The following is a 23,754-nucleotide window of genomic DNA, read 5'->3' on the forward strand; positions in this document are numbered from 1 at the left end:
AGGATACAAATCATATATACTTGAACTTGGCGCACATAAACAATGTTTGTTGTTTGATCATTAAGATCAGCATATAGCTATAAGTGATTTTTTATCATAAAACAATTAGTTATAAATGATTTATGTAGCAAATTACTACCATAAGGAGTTAATCTAGTCATGAATGACCCGCTTGCGCAACCCACATTTCTAATTCACGATTATGAAACATTTGGTAAACATCCAGCACTTGATCGTCCGGCACAGTTTGCAGGTATTCGCGTTAACAGCCAGTTCGAAATACTAAGCAAACCAGAAGTTTTTTTTTGTCGCCCGGCAGACGATTATTTACCAGATCCGGAGGCGGTGCTTATTACCGGCATTACACCACAACAGGCGTTACGTAACGGCGTTATTGAAGCTGAATTCGCCCGCCGCATTCACCAATTATTCACTGTGCCAGATACATGTATAATAGGATATAATAATGTGAGATTCGATGATGAAGTTAGTCGAAACTTATTTTATCGTAACTTTTACGATCCTTATAGTTGGAGCTGGCAGCTAGGTAATTCCCGGTGGGACCTGCTAGATGTTTTGCGAGCCTGCTATGCTCTACGACCTGATGGAATTACATGGCCATTAAATGATAAGGGGTTACCAAGTTTTCGGTTAAAACATTTGACTAATGCGAACAGGATTGAACATGATCACTCTCATGACGCCCTAGCCGATGTATACGCGACTTTAGCAATGGCCAAATTGATGCGACTGGCACAACCGATGCTGTTTGATTATCTCTACCGACACCGCGGTAAGCATCAATTAAAAACACTAATTAACATTGAGACCATGAAACCGCTAGTCTATGTTTCATGTATGTTCGATGCCGATCGAGGATATACCGCCTGGATTGCACCATTAGCCTGGCATCCCAACAATAAAAATGCACTAATCGCCTGCGATCTGAGTGGCGATATGAAGGTCCTTGAAAATTTGGATAGCGACGAGCTGCGAACCAGGCTATATACACAGCACAGCAAACTTGGCGATGATGCTGCGGTACCGCTGAAATTAATACATCTGAATAAATGCCCGATACTAGCACCCGCAAACACCCTGAGACCGACAGATGCGGAACGACTTGGCATCTACCGGCAGCGCTGTCTAGATAACCTTAATTGGCTGCGGAACCGACCGAAAGTCAGGGAAAAATGTGTGGTATTGTTTGCTGAAAACGCACCTTTTAAGCCGTCGAATGACGTAGATGCGCAGTTGTATAGCGGGTTTTTTAGCAAAGAAGATCGCGCCGCAATGAATATTATTCATGCTACTCTTCCAGAAAATCTGCCGGCTTTAAATATCAGCTTTTTTGATCCCCGCCTGAAGCCACTACTATTCCGCTACCGTGCACGTAATTTTCCTTACACGTTAGATCCAGATGAGCAGTTACGTTGGTTAAAACACCGTAAAACCAACTTTACCCATATACGGATAGAAGCTTATGTACATCAATTAGAGGCACTGTATAAAATATATAAAGTGGATGAACAAAAAAAACTGCTGCTCCGCGCACTATTTGAGTATTTACAAATATTTTAACATCAAAGTAGCGATGAAAACACTAATTTACTAGCATATAGTTAAACGAAACTAAGTGTTGTACGCCTAATAGAGTTCGTAAACGCAATTGCGGTAAACACATAAAATAGATATACATTCTCAACACATACCTATCAGGCAAGATAGAATATCGTTAATAAAGCAAAATCACTATATGGTAAGCTTTACTTATTGAAAATTAAAATTGTACAAAATACTTCCGATAAGAGCCATAATAATACTGCAAAAGTGCTATAGTACATAGATACTATATGCCAACACCAGATGCCAGGTGCATCACGTGATGCAAAAAAAACAAAAACCACCTGTCTAAAAAGCTTTCCCGCGCTACATAACCACAGTTTCTAAAAGTTATGCGTATAAATATTGAAAGCGGCACTATTACCAGATATAAAAAGTACCCGCAATAAAATTATTAGTGAAATTATCACCGCATCTAGTATGCTGCGTTTATTTAAGCAATGAACTTATACAGTGAAATCATAAGAACGCGAACACATACTCTTTGCATTTGTAAATATGAAAATTACATGGCATTTTTAGACAAAACAACGGCATGTTTAATAAAAATTAATGCTTTTTACTTTCATTATCTTGCTAATCGCAAGCAGGATGCTATTCATTAGCATGAGAAGAAATGTAATATCACAATAGTTGTTTTATTAAGATATTTAACAAAAAATACTAACAGATAAGTTACTGCAACGATAATTAATATCATTATTTATCACAATAGAAAGATATGCAATAGCATGCATTTTGCTTCTAAGAAAAATAATTTGTTATTAAATGCTTTAACGCTAACTTACAACTAACATGGTTAGGTTTATCTACAAACGCTATAACTTATTAGTAGTAAAATTAAAATTAACTTATTATTTTAATTTATTAGTGATAAAGTTTTTAATTGAGATGAAAACATTCATACAGATAAAATCTATAAAATTATTAACTTATCGTGATGATCAAAATAAAGTGCTAATCATTTTACTTAGATATTAATAAGGTAAAATCCTTTACTAAATAAATGCTAATTAGCGTATCGATAATTAGCAAGCGATGTTTTAGCGAGACTTTACCTACAACTAATTGAATAATTTATACATTATTACAATTTTGCTTTGAACATCAGACAGCTGATTTGTAGGTTATTAAAATACACATTTAATATATATTGATTAGATATACAAATAACTGCATATTTTATTGTCTCTATCAGACTTAACTTAATAAAAAATAGATAAAATCTATTAATTACGTTATGCGATTATAGTATGAAATTTTCTAAAAACTAAAAGTGGTATCACAAGATCATCTGTATTGATCTTAATCAACTTAGCCATAAAGCATCTTAAGTAGAAAGTCTTACATTGACAAGTAAGATAAGTTACATATAACTCCTTGATTTACCTCTCTAAAATATTTAGAGTTATGGTTTAGCCATATTATCTGCATAAAGTAATAATGCATCATTATTAATGATTTTATCAGATATTAATAAATAAATTATTTAATAAAATATCAAATAAGGTAATATTTAAAATCGTTATGTAACATTATGACATTACTGCCTAATTTAGCAGTAATCATAATGATAAACTAAGTTGATAAAAGAATTTTTCTTGGGGTTTTATAAAAATTAAAAGTTTTAATTAATTATTTAGAATTTAATGATGTAAAACTTTATTTTAAATTAATTTAACATGTTGCTTTATCACATAATTTGTCTTTGTTTAATATCTTTTAAGTTAAATTAACTATATATACATGGATGCTTACTTTAAACATCACGATTTCATATTAATTGATTAGCTTTCATTTACATGAGTTATAGATAGGGAACAAAACGGCTGATGTAATTTGTAATTACTCCGCTAAATAAACCCCTAAACTGAATTTATCCGTTACATTACTTACTATGTCTACAAGTAGCTATTGTAAATTTTACGCTGTCCATTCCGTGTGAAAGACACCTTCCTTATCGATACGCTTATAGGTATGAGCGCCAAAATAATCACGCTGAGCTTGAATCAAGTTAGCTGGCAAAACGGCAGAACGATAACTATCATAATAAGCGACAGCAGCAGAGAATGTCGGCGTCGGGATGCCATGCTGAACCGCATATGCCACCACATAGCGCAACGCTTGCTGATAGTTATCAGTAATTTTTTTAAAATACGGTGATAACAAAAGGTTAGCGATAGTTGGTTCCTGGACATAAGCATCGGCAATTTTTTGCAAAAATTGCGCCCGAATAATGCAGCCAGCTCGGAAGATTTTTGCGATTTCGCCGTAATTTAAATCCCAATGATTTTCACTTGAAGCTGCTTTTAATTGAGAAAATCCCTGAGCATAAGAAACTATTTTGCCTAAATAAAGTGCTTGGCGGACTTTTTCAATAAAGTTATCTTTATCACCGCTGAACTCTTCAGTTTGTGGTCCAGTCAGCACTTTTGATGCCTGTACACGATGCTGTTTTAAAGATGAAAGGTAACGAGCAAACACTGATTCGGTAATAAGACTTAGCGGCTCTCCCAAATCCAGCGAGCTCTGACTGGTCCATTTACCAGTTCCTTTATTAGTCGCCTCATCGAGAATTACATCTACAAGAAACTGACCATGCTCATCCTTTTTTACAAAAATATTTTTTGTGATGTCAATTAAGTAGCTGTTTAGCTCGCCTTCATTCCATTTTTTGAAAATGCTGGCCAACTCTTCATTGCTTAAATATAGCACATTTTTTAGTAGCGCATAAGCTTCGGCAATTAACTGCATGTCACCGTACTCGATGCCATTATGCACCATTTTAATATAATGACCGGCGCCATCAGGACCAATATAAGTCACACAAGCTTCACCGTCGGCGCGTGCAGCTATTTTTTTTAGGATTGGGGCTACAAGTTCATAGGCGTGTTTCTGTCCGCCGGGCATAATAGACGGACCCTTCAGCGCACCCTCTTCACCGCCAGAGAAGCCTGCACCGATAAAATTAAAACCATCTTTTGATAGCTCGCGGTTGCGGCGGATGGTATCCTTATAAAAGGTATTGCCACCGTCTATGATAATATCGCCCTTTTCCAAAAAGGGCTTTAGCAATTTAATGGTTTTATCGGTCCCTTCACCAGCCTTAACCATCAAAAGAATAAACCGCGGTTTTTTAAGCGAATGAACGAAACCTTCCATGCTATAGTAGGGAATCAGCTTTTTCATCGGATTTTTAGAGATTACTTCATCTGTTCTCTGACGAGACCGGTTAAAAATAGATACACTGTAACCGCGACTTTCAATGTTTAGCGCTAGGTTTCGACCCATTACTGCCATTCCGATGACGCCTATCTCTTGTTTAAACATTAAGCAACTCCAAAGAATGAACTCATGTCGCCATCAGTCGGCAACAGATGTAGTATGTGTTACATGTTAACCCAAGCAGATATCCTGCGGGTAATCTAGTTACAATAGTAACGACAAGCCTATATAGTAGGCCGTCAACTTGAGATAAATACCAGCATAATTATGACCTATCCATGTTGACGTTAATAATGCTTTTTAACGTTCGCGCACCTGTTTGTTATAGCGCCATATTTTAATTATAAAAAAACAAAATTAACGCATCACATCGATTAAATGTGATGCTAATTTATACCATCACTACCTAAAAAGGTTTACCGATGGATACTTATTTATAATAGGTGTATGTGAAACACCGATTGCACAACTAATAAGTAGTTTGATGTGCATTACTCTCCTAAAGGATATAAACTGACTAATTTTTCAGGCCGCCAATTTGAAAACTGTAAATACTATGCTTTTTAAGTGCGCACTAGTAGCTTATAGCTTCGTAGAAGCTATAACGTACTTAGTTGAATACTATTACACAACTGAATAATAATCTACTAAAATTGTACCATAAAACTAGAAATAGTTAACTTATAAAGTTTCAAGCTTTATACTACATTTATATTCAACCTTGAAATAAGGTACAATTGTATTATACGCATAATGCCACTAAGAAAATTTTTGCATGCACAGATTGGGTATTCATAATATAGGGTTTCACACTCAAACAACCGCATAATCATTTTATTCCGCAGATCATGGGAGGTATTTAACACCTCACCATTTGTTACCTATGATTATAATACGTAATCGAACACACCAAAGTCACTAACTAAAATACCGGTCAGATATATAACTCACGCAATATAAAGAAAATATGAATTAGCCAGCAGCATTAAAAATCAGTAAGTAATATCACGCAACATAAATAAGATAGTTAACTCTGATTGTACAACGATCTGATAAAAGCGCTATGCAACACCGGTACATATTTGTTGCATAACCCCATGATTACCATAAATTAGATTTTATCTAGGATCACACCTAATGATCCATAACGTTATAATCGGCAGCACCACTGCATCTCCTAGAAACAAAATACAAAGACGCACTGCAATTAAAGAGAAACATCAACTTTTTTGACCATAGCATTAAAATATCTCGTCATTTTTCGAAAAGTCTTACGCAGTAATAAACCACTGCTGCCGCATGCTTAACAGCATGACTTTACGTAAGTACCAGAACAATTCCATTAAATAATAGCTAAATAAGTAAAGATAAAATAATCATAAAATATCGAGATATTGCCGAATTACTACCAACAAGTAAATAGTAATTTAAACTTTTAATAAAATAGTTACAATAACAATGAGTGTCGAAGCTTATTATATCTATTAATTACCGTAATGAAAGGCCTCCTACGACTTCTTTAGCCATATTTTCTTGCCCATTTTAGTTCCTGGGGCTTAACCTACTTAATAATATGAATCTAGTATTTTGTTATCCTACACACCACAATGTACGTTTACACCCCAACTGACAGCTGCCTCCACCGCTTTTAGGCAGCTTGAATCTGACTTCACATACGACCTCTCCCGGAGTGACACTCTATGGAGTCACCATGCATTGCGCACAAAACGAAGAATTGTTTTATTAATACGCGATCGGCTTTCGCCTTTACCACGATTTATCATCTTCAAACTACTGCAGATGTTACCACATTTTAGTTTCGGCATATACAACCTCTCCTTAATTGCGTTTTAATTAACGTTGCTTGTAAGAAAAACATGCTATGCAGCATTTGCTTTGGGGTAAATACTGCTTAAGATTTTTTAGCATCAACAGCGCTATAGCTTATGCTAGCACCTCATTTTATCAGTAATTTACGATTAAAATATCAAATTCATTTTTTATTTATTAACGATTACTTTGTTTTTTCAATGCAATATGATATATTTAGTCATTGTCATAATTTATAAACAAAACACTTGCTATCACATATTAACTGAAATTAACATGATTAATTACAAATACATATAAATTAATAAACATTTGAACAATCGCAAGTCATTGCTAAATAATAAAATATTTGTTTTATGTAACTTATAGTTAAAATCTATTACGCACGGCGGCATAATTAAGGCGCAACCACTAATTAAGACCTTAAAATCAATTTATTTAAGTTATAGCCTTAAATTTGTTTGCTATAAACACAAAATTATAATACGATACCTATAATTTGTTTGTATTTTACAGCTATTTATTACAACAATAGTAAGTATAAAATGAAAATTATCACTAAGTCAATTGCGCGCTAGCTTTTATCGCATACAATAAATAAACATAAGCCTTTTGGTAATAACTTTACCGCGTGTAGATAATTTATGCTTTCAGAGAAAGTCCTTACGGGCAATACTATTACAATTATTGCCAACATCTACTATATTTTATTATTAACAATAGTTAATAAATTAAAGATGAATAACAAATTGCTTTATTACTAATAACTTATGTATAAGTAACATCTAAATATTTTAGATTAAAGTAATTCAAACGTTAGTTAATACAGTATGCTTTCGTGTCAATAGCATATTACTTAACATTCTTATGAATTCTTGAATTAACCTGCCTACTTTTAATTAATCATATTTATAATTCTAAGTAAATTATATCAATATCAATTTTGTTTTATAAAACACAAAATTTTACTTATACTAATTGAAATGTTTTTTCAAACTGATTACATATCATATTAATATCAATTATTTTATATTTTGTGCGGTTATATTTGACAGCAATAATTTTATTATTAATACACTAATTAAATTTATTTACATTTTAACTACAATGATAAGGTTTAATTTTGCTTTCAATTTTAAGTTAATATCAGCAAAGCTGGGTTTAAAGCTTGCTTATAGCTAATTAATTTATATCATAGTAATTTATTACTAATAAATTATTTAATTATCACCGTCTTTTGTAGACGGTGGTGAATTTTTCTATAGCTGATGCATATCACAAAGCAGGTTATGGTACTAATACTTGAAATGATATAAACGATACGTAACGCCTTAATATTCATAATTGCCTTGACTTGCTGATGCAAGTCAACATCAAAACACGTATTTAAACTTTATTCAAATATTATTTAAAGCATTGTGCTGCTCGTCATTTTAACCTCCGCAAAGCGGACAGATTCTCGTTCTTGCTTTTATAATATATATTATAAATATATATCTTCTTCATTTATATTACTGCTATTAACAAATATAGTTACTAACTTAATAATACATACGAACAATGATAATTAACTTAATATAATCTTATAAACTACAACACTAACAAAAGTTAGCATTTCATTTATTATATTAAATATTTCCTATAGTCTTTTAATAGGTTATCTTGCTTATCTTTATTACCCACTCAAGATTTTCTTTCATAGAAATTCTGAATATGGGGAAAACTATTCCTTACGCTGATCTTTCTTACGAAAATAACCGTGGTCAATCGTGAACTTTATACCGATAGATATCCACTAATCTATCAAAGTAAGATTATTAAGATTATTTTACCCTATTGAACTTAGCTATGAATATTAATTCATAATTTAAATCTTTGCAATACGTTATCTTTTATCTGCTTAAAAGCAACCGTTAAGTAACATAGTGCTTTCTTTTTGACTTTTTAAATTATTGAATCGCATTACTGTTACCAATGTTTTGAAGACTTACTTTCCCTGGTTTCACATTTTTAGTTTTTGTACTTTTATTAATTTTATGCTCAAAGCACTGACGCAAGAATCGATCTACATCGAACTAATAATAAAACTATCTCAAACACAATAAACTCGCAATGGCATGAAGGTAAGATTAAGAATCTTAATTAACTACGTAATACCTTTCTACATCGATAATATTTTGATTTGTAAATTCACATTAAATGAGCGCTCCAAAATTTGGAGTACCATCACCAGGTGCTTAAGTAACTCAGAATTACCAGTTAAACGGTCAAGCCGTAGTCTATTATGATCTAAAGAGCTATTAGCTATTTCTTCGGATACTGCATTACAATTAATGCGCGTTAACTCTATTTAAATTAACTACTAAATATTCAGCTCTCTCATTTAGCGTTGTCTAACATTATAATAACTGATTTTATTAATAGCTGGTAAAATATATAGTCATAAAATTACGTATCTCAATTATCCTTGACGCAGGTAATTGATTAGTCAAAGCTTGAGATCAAGCAACCTTTTGCTGCATCGAGATAATAAGGGCTAAAAAATTGCGAACACATATAAAATAGAGGTTATTTCCTGTTGTCATCCATTATACCAGACAAATTTAAACTATTCATCACAAAGATTGCAGGCAAAAGTGTTTATGATTAGATATTCACGGTAATTGTTCGTCTGTACATTGCAACCGGTAATTGCCATGACATTATAAATTAGGCTCTGGGCAAAACTTAAGATAAGTTGGTTGCTAAATTATTAGGGTTAGGGGCAGCACGTTATCTATTAAAGAGCTATTAACTATAATTAGGTTGTTCTGTAGTAACTGCGCTTTGACTCTGAGCTTGCGCGTGATTGCTGGCAACACGCTACTAACGCCCTCTAAGGTATACGGATTTATTATCCTAACTACTGGAATCTAATTAATACACCGGTTCGTTGCTTAACAGAGAGCTGATTTTGTCCACTCAAAGTACTGTCATTAAAGCTCAAATATAATTCACTAAGCGTCAAGCTTTGATTGATAAAAGAATAATTAACTTAAAACAATATCTACGTCAATGCGTTATTCCAGCAAGCCATAGATACGCTGTCAATAGCTACATTACGCATATTAACTATGATTTCACGCAGGTATTGAATTAAATCTAGTCTACTATTGAGTCCGATAGACATATCTTGTTACTCAAGCCTGAGATGCTCGGCACATTGTATACATTCTTTTATACTGAATCCTGTTTTATTTGTAGTGTACATTACATAAATTAAGTCACTTATTGACATGATTTTACTAGATAAGTAAGCTATCCGCAATCTATCTATATTCTAAGACTCATAATGGTTCTTTTCGGCTCTAGATTGCCTGACTGCGCAATCAGTGTACATGATCGGGCCAACTAGTTGTACTGTCTCTGGCGTGAATCTAATAATTGTCCCTTTAAATACAACCTTATTTTACCAATAACTGATAAGCAAAAGATACAGATCCACGTACATGCGCATATTTCCGCATTAATAAACGAAAGCCACCTACTGTGAATGGTAGGTGTTATATGTCCCGCAAAAAAATTCTCAATTGCGCAACCAGAGATACCAAAAATTTTTCCTTGCAAGCTTGCTTATCGATACACCATCACACGTAGTAATCATGTATCTGCGAAATTATTGATATTAATTATCGCCACCATAAACGTCGAACCAACCACAACCCTCCATTAGTAATGCATAAAAACGTCTATCATCTTCTTATGTCGTGCTTTTATATTATTGCCCGATGATATGGCAACGGTCCTTGACAATTTAATCTTTGTCGATCCGGCTGGCCACAGCACCTTGCTGATTGCGGTATTTGGCATTTTCGCGATAGTTATAAGGACGGGCTGCGGGACCGCTCAAAGGTTCAAAGCTTAAAGCACCTATAAGCATTTCGGGACGCAACGCCAATGGCAACTTACCTGAATTATAGAACTCTAGTACTATTCTACCATGCCAGCCCGGATCGATCCGTTGTGCGGTAACGTGTACCATCAAACCAAGGCGCGCTAGTGAGGAACGTCCGTCCAACCAACCAACTAAATCATCAGGAAGTGTAACTGATTCCAGGGTTGCCGCCAATACCAGCTCACCCGGATGCAGAAAAAAAACTTCGCTATCAGTTAATTGTATTTCATCGCTCATCACTCGATCCAGCGCTGAGGCTACTTCATTTTTTGGCCCACTTAGATCAATATACGCTGCGGTATGACCCAGAAATACCCGAAACTGATTGCTCAATCTTACATCTACCGTTACCCCGTTAATCCTTTCTCGTGGGGGGCGAGGCGTAATATCTAGTCGTCCTTTATCTAACAAGATCTCAATATCTCGGTCGCACAATCTCATTATTTTCTCTCCATCAAGGCATGAATCAGGTAGGTATAGTTACGTTGGCAGCAGCCGGTTATGTGTCAATAACCACACGAGAATTATTTAAAAACTAGCTAATATTTGCTTGTCACGTATCGATAGCAATTTAATTTTACGACCTCTCTGGAAGATAATGAGAACATCTTGTTTTAATAATTTAATGAACTGCAAAAACCTCGTATAAACGGTACGCTGAGATTGTTCTATAACGGAATCTATTGAACATTAACGTTCAATGCAGCTACCTGTAATACAATAATGCATAAGGCAAATATTAAGCAGCATATCAAATAAAAAAAACATAAACAGGAATTTTCTGGCACAGGCTTAAATCTGTTAATAATAGAAGGAATTGAAAGATAATTAATTGGTTAAGCCATAAATAAAAGTATTTAAAAAAATGAGTCTGCTTCATTTAACTATAGGTCAGCCGTTCGATTAGCAAGCCCATCCCTAGCATCTAAATATACAGCATGTTATTATATCCTCTAGAGGGCTCAGATAGCTACAATTGATTGTGATCCCCTGTCTTGGTATAATAATTATATTAATATGATCTTCATCATATCTGTTTTATAAATGTCTTAAAGAAAGATGATAAGATGTTTACTGCTATTGTGGATATAAACACCACTATTGGTAAATTATCTGGGGGATAAACTCGTTTTTGTAAGGAAACACTCGCCAGAGTCTGGAATAACGCACTGACAGAACCTGTCAATTATAATCAAAGATCTTATCTTAGTTAGGGCACTGATCTTAATTGCAATATTTTAACTGTGCAAAAGCAATTACGCAGCAAATATAGAGTAAAAGGACTCTGCCGATGGTAATTTCTGAACCAAGTGAAGCTTCCACCGGAAATGTTTCAAATGGTCATCGTTTGTCCCACTTAGTTTAATACCCCTTCATACTAAAGATGCTATCTTTGTCATGCAAATAGCGGTATGTCCATAGTTGGCAATAATCAACGGTTATTACTACCTTAAATGAGATAATTTATAAGTGCGCATTAATTCACTTTCTTGGTTACCATATACTGTGTGATTACCTTTTGATAAATTCATTGTAATGACTTTACTAATGAAAGTAGATAACCAATAGGCTTGTTAGTTATCTTTAGTATTGTTCTACTTCGCTGCAGTAATCGTTTCTCCTTAAAGTGATGGTTGTAGTTAGAGGGTTATAAAATCTAAAGCCACACCTATTCCTTTATGAAATTTAGCTAATATTTATATATCGTAGGTTAATATCTGGCAAATTATACCTTGGATCCTGTTAGCTATACGTCTTACTCCGGATGTGGAGTAGACCGCCTAAACCATATTTGTTTACAGCAGATCAATATGTATTGCCGTTATTAGAGTGAAATTTATAGATTATATTTTTAGTAATCTCCGTCGGATTAACATCAGTTCATCATGAGCTAAATTGCACTGCCGCTCATAGTTACGGACTAAAATGCAATAGTATCTAATCCCAGTAACACTTACTAGTACTGTTCCGCAAGCTTTCCCGACTATCCTTCCTGAGTGGCGCCAAGAGATATATTCCTACTTAATATTATTAGCTAATCTAGCTACGATTAAAATTCATTAATTTATAGCTGCAATAGCAGCTTCACTGACATAAAATCTCGATAAAACATATATCATTTTATCCTGGGTTACTATAATAGCCGATAAAGTTAGTGTGACTAGAACGTGGGTCCTCAGCGGAACCATATGATGTTAAGCTGAGGATGTTGGACGCTTTTAAATTAATCACACCCGCATGAACCGTATTAAAGAACTTTTAATATGGGCGTTTGCCTTCCGCTACCAAAAGCTAGCGTAAGATTGACGGGAGTATATTAGCTTTGTTCTAGTTACACTTCAGCAAGCTTTTGTTAAACAAAAGAAGTGATTTTATATTTTGTAAGTTCTATTTTAAAAAAAAGTAATCATGTACATTCGTATAAAACGGCCAGCGACAACATTGTAAAATCTTACCGGCGACTAATTGACATGTCATTTTGCTTACGTAAGGTATTACTATTATTTACCATAAACTACCCTAATAATAATTAACTACAGCCAATTCCTACTATGACTCAATTAACAAAAAAAATATTGGTAACCTGTGCATTACCTTACGCTAACGGTTCTATTCATATTGGTCATATGCTAGAGCATATACAAGCAGATATTTGGGTACGTTATCAACGAATGCGCGGCCATCAGGTTTATTTTATCTGTGCTGATGACGCTCACGGCACGCCAATTATGCTTAAAGCGCAGCAATTAGGTATAACTCCCCAAGAAATGATTCATAACATCAATCTAGAGCACCAGTCAGATTTTGCAAGCTTTAGCATAAGCTATGATAATTACCATTCTACCCATAGCGAAGATAATCGCGAGTTATCCATGCTGATTTATCAGCGCCTCAAAAAACATGGTTATATAAAAAAGAAGATTATTTCCCAACTCTTTGATCCAGACAAGGCCATGTTTTTACCTGATCGCTTTGTGAAAGGAACCTGTCCAAAATGCCATTCTCACGATCAATATGGTGATAATTGTGAAGTCTGCTGCGCTACCTATAACCCAACAGATCTTATCAACCCAAAATCAACGTTGTCAGAATCCTCGCCGGTAATACGGGAATCGGAACACTTTTTCTTTGATTTGCCCGCATTCAGCGATATGCTATATTCTTGGACACGATCCGGCGCACTACAAGATCAGGTAGCCAATAAAATACAAGAATGGTTCAAGTCAGGATTGCAACAGTGGGACATTACTCGCGACGCACCCTATTTTGGCTTTGAAGTACCGGATCAGCCTGGCAAATATTTCTATGTTTGGCTTGATGCGCCTATTGGTTATATGAGCTCTTTTAAAAATTTTTGCAAAAAAAATAGTCATATTAACTTTAACGAGTTCTGGGATCTAAATTCCAAAGCTAGTATTTATCATTTCATTGGGAAGGATATTATCTATTTTCATAGCCTGTTCTGGCCAGCAATTCTAGAAGGCAGTCAATTTCGCAAACCGACCAATTTATTTGTTCACGGCTATGTGACCGTCAATGGCACTAAGATGTCCAAGTCTCGCGGTACGTTCATCAAGGCAAGTACCTATCTAGCACACTTAGATGCGGATTGTCTGCGTTATTATTATGCTGCTAAACTATCGTCGCGAATAGATGATATCGACTTAAATTTAGAAGATTTTGTACAACGAGTAAATACCGATATTGTTAATAAAGTGGTCAATCTGGCTTCACGCAATGCTGGCCTTATCAATAAACGCTTTGACGGTGAGTTAGCAGCCACGATAGCTGACCCAGAGTTATATGCAACCTTCGTCAAGGCTGCAACGTCGATTGGTGAAGCGTTTAGTAACCGTGAAACCAACCGTGCTATACGCGAAATTATGACCCTAGCGGATTTAGCCAATCGTTACGTTGATGAACAAGCACCATGGATAGTGGCGAAAGAGAAAGGCCGCGATAGGGATCTACAAGCCATCTGCTCGATGGGTATTCAAATGTTTCGAGTGCTGATGACCTATTTGAAACCGGTAATCCCTTCGTTGACAATGCGAGCGGAAGCCTTTCTTGCTACCACACTCACCTGGGATGCGGTTTCAACGCCAATAGTAACGCATCGCATCAGTCCGTTTAAGACACTATTTAGCCGGATAGTACCATCACAAGTGGATGCAATTATTGAGGAATCGCGCCAGAAAACGGCGCTGACAACAGAACAACAATGAACCCCAAATATATCTAAACCTAGTTTCTTATCGCCGATACAAATTAAATGTAATTATTTAATCAAAGTAAGAATACAAGGTTACGCTTATAAAGCACCTCTAAAAAGCAGGAAAAATCTGATAATGTATTGAAATTTAAGCGAGTTAAACCGTAAGATGTTATCTTACATATGCTCACCCTACACCTATTTATCGGTATTAAGAAATGCCATAACGATAATTATGGTTAATCTGGTGCCGTGTCAAAGCCGCTTTTGTCTTTTTGGAAAGCAATTTGATAGCAACTCACATTATCTGTCATGATGTTTTCTGCTATAATCTGGGTCCTATGTGTAACTTACGAAATATTAGTAAATAACCAACACAAACGTTTTCGGATATGCAATAGTCGACTTTCGTCAGCATTAGTATTGTTACTCATCATATAAACTATCTTCATTTTCTATAAATGTCTATATAGAATCTATTTTTATAACCTTATTTTCCTGTTGCTATTTATTTTACCAAAACGTTATTATTCTGCATGCAAATGCAAAATAATTATGGAGATGCGTGTTATGAAGTAATCACCATCCTTTGTTTTGCACAATTTATTGCTTAGAGCACTTATGCTAAATTTAACCGTTAAAAAATTAAAATACAATGCTGTTTTGGGCTACTTTTATTCTTGTCACCATGAGATAACATCCAAACAAAAAATAATTTTTGATACGGGAGTACATATTATTTTATCATAGTATGTGTTTTCTACGGTGTCTATCTTGGTAGAACATTTCAAGCGCAACGATGCTATTCTGTGCACTATGATGATATGCTTTGTGAAGCAGTATGTTACTGTAGAGCGTTTCACGATCTGATCATACTTACTTATTTACCTGATAAGGATGATAAGCCTTGCTTATTAGCTAGTTAACCTGAAATGCATAGTAATATTATCAAGGGCAATAGCAATTAGCTAACTAATCCAAATTGTTTTAGCTAACTGCAAAGGGGTTGAGAGTCAATCAGTAAATATGGACAACCCGAAGCCCTCAGGAAGCAATAAACGTTGAGGTTTCGCTAAATTCTAAATTTTTAAGTCATGGGTAAAACGGCTTATATGTTGCATCTTAGGCGAACTTAGTGGCAATCTTAGGATTATAATTTACGATATAAATTTACTAGTACCTCATGGTGTTTTTTAATCTTTAATTTATATAAAGCGGTAAAGATGATTTCACGAATAATTAGATTATAATCGTTATGTTGAAATATTACTTTAGCAAAGTATATCGCGCTATGAGCTCTCATGAAATAATTAACAGATGGTAATATTATTTTTATTTAACTTAATAGATTATTTTGCAAATATTTTGTTGTGTGGGCATTATACTTAATCATATGCTTATTACAATATAGTAAATTTTACTAAATCATATTGAATTTCGTATGCACGCCTAAAAACATTACTAAGCAATGTAAAGTTAGAATATTGTGGATTTTAATTGACCTTATTGTTAATAACTACTAAGTTAGTAGTTATTATTCTTGTATAGTAATACTAGCCGCGCTATTTATTACGGGGTGTAATTAATATTAAAGTAAATTTTTGTTATAGGTATTTGACAATACCAGAGTAAAAATAATATTTACTATATAATGTGGTTCGATCACTACAATCAGGCTGTGTTATTATAAAGCTCTTGCTTTTTAACTGATTAGTTAATTCAAGATTATATCTGCAACAAAATGTTAGTTCAAGATATCATTGCATTTATTTACTTGAATTATTGTAAAATATTTTGATTGTTTTGTTTTCAGCCACGTTAAATACGTTAGTAATCATTTAATAAATGGAATAAAGATTGTCATTTTTATTAATTTAATTCAAAATGACTCAAAATTATCTGAGGCACGCTTGTAGATTTTTTTGCTAGAATAAAAGGATATAAAAAGCGTGACATAGCAGACTCTGCGGTCGATAATGTGTGCCAAAGTGCGACATTTTTTGCTGTAGCATTAATTCACTTTGGTAACACAAATAAAGGCTAGTTCGACCAAGCAATAGCAGCGCAGAGTTCAACATTTGCATGGTGCAGCTACTAAAAAAGTAAAATACAAGCATAACAGTATTTAACAAACCCGGCGTGAGAATTTTATAGAAATACTTGCTAGTAAGTCTTGCTTGCAATTCTATTGCTAAGTTAGCGCAGACACCTTTTGGATTTATCTAAATCATATTCATCGTGACACTCATTGCTATCATCAGTCATTATTTACTCCGCAATGAAAACGATACGCGGATAGACACTACCCTTTGGGGTAAGCGTTTAATACTTGCATACGTTAAGGTTGTCACTAAAAATGGTTATGAAGATCTTACTCCTTGGTGATTATTGCCTGTAATTTTGCTAGCGACCTCCCTATCGCAGATGACAGCAACGAGCATTATCTGCCCCGCGCACATTCAACTAAATAGGTATAGCCGACATTTAGTGCCGTCAGTAACACTAGAATTTTACTCGCTATTCTCACTTATTATCTACCGTTGTTCAGCCGGGGTCTGACGCTAACTTATAACCGACACATTAACATAGTTGCTAGATATACCTGGATAGGTTAGCTTAATGCGATTATAATAAACCACATTTATTGAATTATCTTCGTACACCCCACTAAAATATTACGTATTCTACGGTTAAACCCGTAGGAAGGAATCTCCTGCTAGAGAAATACAAATATGGTTACGATGACAAAAGAGGCCTCACAGGTACGAGAAGCCTTACTAGCCTGTGGTCTCGAAACACAGCTGCAGGGCAAAGTGCTGGATAACGAAGTTCGTAAAAGTCTGATCGCCGATCACATGACTGCAATCATGACTCTGCTCAACCTTGATTTAACCGATGATAGCCTAGCGAAAACACCGCACCGTATTGCCAAATTGTACGTAAAGGAAGTTTTTGCTGGCTTGGATTACGCTAATTTTCCTAAAATTACGGTCCTCGAAAACAAGATGCAAGTAAATGAAATGGTTACCGTACGTAATATTACACTAACCAGCACTTGCGAACATCATTTTGTTATTATTGACGGCAAAGCCACGGTATCTTATATCCCTAAAGATTACGTAATAGGATTGTCAAAAATTAATCGTATTGTGCAGTTTTTTTCCCAGAGGCCTCAGGTGCAGGAACGGCTGACACAGCAGATTCTCGTAGCACTACAGATGTTGCTAGGAACAAATAATGTGGCAGTCTCTATCGGAGCCGTGCATTATTGCGTCAAAGCCCGTGGTATCCGCGATGCCACCAGCACTACGACTACTACATCGCTCGGTGGATTATTTAAATCTAGCCAAAATACTCGCCAAGAATTTTTACGTGCAATCATGCACACATCATAAGAATTAATCTATTATTAATCTTGAACTACCGCGCCTATGTCGTAGTTGAATTGTAAGCGTAACATATTGCTATCTTGCACATTTTTGCTGATAAACATAAACGCCGTTTGTCTCTCGCAAAACGATTACCTTAATCCTACTTAATGCTGGAAATAATTATCCTCAATAACGTCAATGAATTTTTATATTTTTGTATTCTTATTTTGAGTCAAAAGTTTAGGAAAATTGTCAACGAGAAATTTTTTCATTGTAAAAAATTTAATTTTTCATGTTATTTATCCTAGGATAAACTATATAATACTGGATTAAGGACTGATAACTTCATTACAATTTAACTGATTAACTCATCAACAAGTATGCGCCATTTGCTTACTATCGTATAATAATTATATGTTATGAGGGGTTATACTACTATCCTTAAACTTCTTGCTGAGCAAGAAGCCTTCTAGTTTTAGCTACCACATAACGACAACTACGTTCATAAACATTATTAGAAATTGATGCTAAGAGCTTAAATTGATGATCAAAAGCTTAGTAAAACGAGGTAACGTTCACAACATAAAGCATACTGACGCCAGTCAGGTCAATAACTGACAAGATGGTCAATGCAAAATGTTAATTTATGCGGGGCTCTGATAATGCACTAAGCAGTGATGCATTACTGATAAATTACGTTGAGTTTATTTTTACTGGATATATTTATAAATATATCAGTAGAAGTAGTTGCAAGTACCCACGAGACTGGAAGTTCACCTGGTAGAGAGATACCGGTTAAAAACTCTTCAGAAAATTAGTTGTCTGCTAATGACACTAGTCTATATCACCTTACTGTGCGAATTTTAACCACTTTTGATCAACAACATCTGTTATTTATTCCATCGGAAATGTTCGGTAAAACACCGTTGACCAACTCTCGTGCAAAATCTTTCTGTGCGCTATTATTTAATTAACTTATATTCCTTATAGTTTATAACTAGCTACAAATAATACTATTCATACCAGAATTACTTATAATGATAATTATTAAACATTTGATTAAATAATTATTTTCCTGATTGTTTAAAAAGACAATGTTGTTACCTCCTATTGTTCACTTTATTTCTAATTTATTAATAATACTAGAAAACAAGATCAATTAACATCAACGATCACTCTCAATGGCTACTATGGCATCTATATAAATGTGGCCTTACTCTGAATCTGTGACGGCGATTTAATATATAACAAAATACCATACGTACGAAGTAAATAAAGAATGAACTTTTCGTTACTGACATCTTGGTTAATAAATTTAGATAATTAAGAATTGATTAATTATTGTATTAAGGATTTAATAGGCACTAAAGAAAATTATTTATAAATTCATTTATTATTTACAACAAAATATACTTTCTAAGTCTCAGTACTATATTATAATTATTCCTATTATGATTTACAGAAGGTAATACGATAACCATGTTAAAAATTAACAGATCAAAGCAATTACCTAATAGCATTAATATTGATTAAACGAACTACGATTAGTGAGATGGTTATATGGTATGAATTTAGATTCAAGAAAGTATCTTATTAAATATTTTGCACTGATTAAATTCTTGTTTTGCGTTCGAACTACTTTCGTCGTCATCATTAGCGAAACTTATAAACTACTCTAGATTAATAATGTTCTGTATTTAACGAATAATAGCATCATCATTGTTGGCACATGAATCAATCTGATTTTAAAATAGTAGATTATTACTTCCCAAAGATTTTGTAAACAACTACTTAATATTCATAATAAATATATATTTCGACTTATCAGTGGGGATAAGCATCTATGTTAACACTAACTTACATGTAAATTATCTATACTAAAAAACTGACTATGAGTAGGTTCTGTTCATACTAGAACAATACATGATTATGACTATATCATTTATTACCATGAATAAACTATTAACTAAACCTCATAGCTGCATGCAGGTATTTTACAGAATGCATTAGCATTTTATAATTTTATTGCTCTTAAAGCAATTAAAATTGCTATTACAAATAATAAATGACATTGTGAACTGATGCTAACCATTTCAACACAAGTTGATTACACCATCTCATTCGTGGCTAGCTTGAATAATAATAATTAAGCCACGTGAACGCAGAACAATTGAGAAATTCTCGTAAGTTATTTCTTAACTTTTGAAAATCACTTGTGACCGCAATCTGCTCCTTACATGTATTCTCAATAATATGGATAATAAAAACAGGTAAACAAATAATTCATTTAAAAATTTATATAAATTATCAGGTTATAAATAAAATAATTCCTCATTAATTATAGTTATGCTAGTAATATCATTTACACTATTTAAACTATTGCTGCTTGAGCATATTTATAATTTTTGCATAGAACTTATTAGTTATTTTAGCTACAGTTCCTAACAAAGATTTATAAATTTAACGGTTAATATGTACTCACTGCTAATACGCCATATTAGCAGCTCGTTGATCTTTTTGCTAGGGTTACTAATGCGGTAAAAAGTTAGTAGAATATATTTCTATGCTGCTATTACTGATCTTAAGCACTGTAATCTAAACATTGCTAATACTTCTCTCTCTATGAATGCACTGCGGTAAATAATCTTTACAGGCAACTAAATTACGCTTATTCCTAAAATAGTGTTAGCATGTTATTACGTGCTAACTTAAAGTTAACTGCAAATAGTCGAAGTTATCACCTCATTTAACATCATTACGGATCAGTTCATGCAATAAATTACCCGTAATATTTGGTGACGCTAATACTTGCAAGGTTAAAATTCAATAGCTTTTAATTGCTTTTTATTAAAATAGTTCATTAACTGAATCAGTAGAATTCATTGATTTATTTGAATATTCATACACAAAAATGAATATAACTTTAACGCACTATGCATATGTGATCATAATACGATATGATCTTCCAGTCATTGATGTTTAAAGCTAAAACACGTATTCGGTTATTTCGGATAATATAAAGCTAAATATTTACGATAAACTGCATGCAATTTAGTTAGTGTAATCAATCAGGTACTGATACGTCAATAACAACGCTAAATATACCTAGCCGATGACTACAAGCGAACTACTGATGAGAAAAATTTGGTATTTTATCGATAAGAAATTACGGCAATATCAAATAAGAATAATCTAATCACCACCGTTTATATGCACTCAATTCTGCTCTTTCTGCTGTTCAGATTAAGTAATCCGCTAGCTAAGTAATTACGATGCTTTGTAGCAGTGCTATATGATCAAGATTTATTGCCTGGTGGAGAAACACAATGCTTCCACTAACAAAACAGAAGATATTTAGCAGAAGCTAAAATATTCTATATATTAGCCAGCAGTAGGATGGATGATATACCCTAGCGACTAATAGGGATCATCACCTCCACTTATAATTACGAGAATCATTCCTGTTGGAAGCATAGTTTGTATTTGCCAATGCAGTGATACAAAGTTCACTGCGGAAATTAAACAGCTGGTATCAGCAGCGATTGGCAACATTAGGTATATACCATGGGTATGCCTGACACATTAAAGGCAAATATCTCGTTACATCGCATCAACAAGATTTTTTTATGAACGTGCGTTTTGAAAACGCTAGCTCCTGAAAACCTAGTAAAATACTAGCTAAAAGTGATACTTTTTATTTTTGTAATACATTATGCACTGTTTTACTAAATCATAATTATCACTGTAAATAATTTCTTTTAAGTCATGTTAGTAGCTTGACAATGTTTTAACACCATTCGTACACTCTTTTTTTTGTTAAGGCTTGTAAAGGAAATAGTAATTCAGGATTAGAATAGGTCAGCAGACTTATGTTGCGTGTCATAACATTAGTGAACCTTTACAGTAAAGTGCGGTCTGAAGCCGTATTTTCCTTAATTAGGAAAAGCTACGCGAGGAATCAACAGGTAGTTGCTGAGTACTACTTGAGTAGTATAGTATCTATCTGTTAATTATATCTATTTCTTTTCCTCTCTCTGCGAACTGGAAAATTATTGGGCAAATGGATATTACTATCATTAGGTGTAAAATCAGGCATAACGCCAATGCCGGCTTTTATTGCTGGGAAGCATGCGAGCGCCATGCTGGACTATCAAAACGTGATATTATTTAAGAAATTTAATGAGTTCAAACCCCACAAAAGTCTTGTACTAACACTTTAGGAATGCCAGCGACACTAAAATGTCGAAAAACTACGGATTATCTACTACCGGTTAAAGACTTATCTCCAATAAAATGTCAGAGAATTACTTACACACCACCGTATTGCTGAATGAAGCGGTGAAGAGTCTAAAACTACGGCCAGATGGTATCTACTTGGATGGGACCTTTGGATACGGCGGGCATTCACGCCTTATTTTATCAAAACTAAATGCGCAGGGACGATTATTTGCAATCGATTGCGACCCAGAAGCCATTAAAGTAGCGCTAACTATTAATGATCCGCGTTTTGTTATTATTCACGGGTCATTTTCTGCCATGACGGATTACATGAAGGACAGAGGCCTATTAGGTCGGATTAATGGCATATTACTAGATCTAGGCGTCTCTTCACCGCAGCTGGACGATCCAAATCGCGGATTTTCGTTTATGCGCGATGGACCGCTGGACATGCGCATGGATACCACGCGCGGTCAGCCCGCAGCACAGTGGCTTGCGCAAGCCTCAGTCAAAGAAATTGCTGGAGTGTTGAAGGCTTTTGGCGAAGAACGATTTGCCAAGTGCATCGCTCAAGCCATCGTGGTACGAAATCGCCAACAGAAGATGACCCGCACCTGCGAACTAGCAAGATTAATTGCTGATGTCAGTCCATTCCATGATAAACATAAACACCCAGCCACGCGCAGTTTCCAGGCGATCCGCATGTATGTCAATAGCGAGTTAGAAGAAATTGAAAGAGCATTGTTTAGCGCCCTAACAGTGTTGGCTCCCGGTGGGAGATTATCGGTTATCAGTTTCCATTCATTGGAGGATCGGTTAGTAAAACATTTTATACGTCAGTACAGCCGTGGGCCTCGGGTACAGGTTGGTTTGCCACTCACGGAGGCACAAATCACAGCGTTGCAACATGATCGACGCCAGTTGAAAGCAGTAGGGAAAATACAGCCTTCAACTAGTGAAGTTAACAATAACCCGCGCTCGCGTAGTGCGGTGCTGCGCTTAGCCGAGAAACTAGCGTAATGATAGGAAATAAACGGCACAGCCTGATCGGAATAATAGGTAGCGATCTATTACGCTACGGCAAACTTCCGTTGCTATTGCTTGTTACAGTTCTAGTCTCGGCTATCTTGGTAGTAATGACTACACACCAAACCAGACGGTTGACTGCTAAACGTGAACATATGGTTATAGAGAATCATGCGCTAGATATCGAGTGGCGTAACTTGATCCTAGAGGAAAAAGCACTAGGCCATCACAGCCGCATTGAGCGTATAGCAATAGAAAATATGCAACTAAAGCATGTAGATCTGTCGCAAGAGAATCTTATGGTACATCCGTAA

Annotated in this window: 6 protein-coding genes and 1 pseudogene; 5 read left to right on the forward strand and 2 right to left on the reverse strand. The window is 34.7% G+C overall.

The window, feature by feature from the left end:
* The first annotated feature begins 159 nt into the window (after positions 1 to 159).
* Positions 160 to 1,581, forward strand: a complete 1,422-nt coding sequence (sbcB, locus tag HBA_RS02645; protein ID WP_097032468.1) for an exodeoxyribonuclease I — start codon at positions 160 to 162, stop codon at positions 1,579 to 1,581.
* A 1,965-nt stretch (positions 1,582 to 3,546) separates the two neighbouring features.
* Here sbcB and gndA read toward each other — a convergent pair.
* On the reverse strand, positions 3,547 to 4,953 hold the full coding sequence (gene gndA, locus HBA_RS02650) for an NADP-dependent phosphogluconate dehydrogenase (RefSeq protein WP_097032469.1): 1,407 nt from the start codon (positions 4,951 to 4,953) through the stop codon (positions 3,547 to 3,549).
* Between the two features lie 5,518 nt (positions 4,954 to 10,471).
* Positions 10,472 to 11,053 carry a dCTP deaminase gene (dcd, locus tag HBA_RS02655; RefSeq protein WP_097032470.1) on the reverse strand — a complete coding sequence of 194 codons (582 nt, stop codon included), beginning with the start codon at positions 11,051 to 11,053 and terminating at the stop codon, positions 10,472 to 10,474.
* 2,111 nt (positions 11,054 to 13,164) lie between these two features.
* Between dcd and metG the strand changes: the two are divergent.
* The 4 genes and pseudogenes from metG to ftsL form a co-directional block, all read left to right on the forward strand.
* Positions 13,165 to 14,823, forward strand: a pseudogene (metG, locus tag HBA_RS02660) (methionine--tRNA ligase); the annotation flags it as partial.
* A gap of 2,734 nt (positions 14,824 to 17,557) precedes the next feature.
* On the forward strand, positions 17,558 to 18,220 hold the full coding sequence (gene folE, locus HBA_RS02665; protein WP_097032471.1) for a GTP cyclohydrolase I FolE: 663 nt from the start codon (positions 17,558 to 17,560) through the stop codon (positions 18,218 to 18,220).
* 4,269 nt (positions 18,221 to 22,489) lie between these two features.
* Entirely contained in the window at positions 22,490 to 23,434 is a 945-nt protein-coding gene (gene rsmH / locus HBA_RS02670) for a 16S rRNA (cytosine(1402)-N(4))-methyltransferase RsmH (protein ID WP_097032472.1), read from the forward strand.
* A complete protein-coding gene (ftsL, locus tag HBA_RS02675) occupies positions 23,434 to 23,754 on the forward strand; it encodes a cell division protein FtsL (RefSeq protein ID WP_097032473.1) in 321 nt (106 codons plus the stop codon). Before rsmH ends, ftsL begins: the two co-directional genes overlap by 1 nt.

It is taken from the genome of Sodalis endosymbiont of Henestaris halophilus, from assembly GCF_900161835.1.
Lineage (GTDB): Bacteria > Pseudomonadota > Gammaproteobacteria > Enterobacterales > Enterobacteriaceae.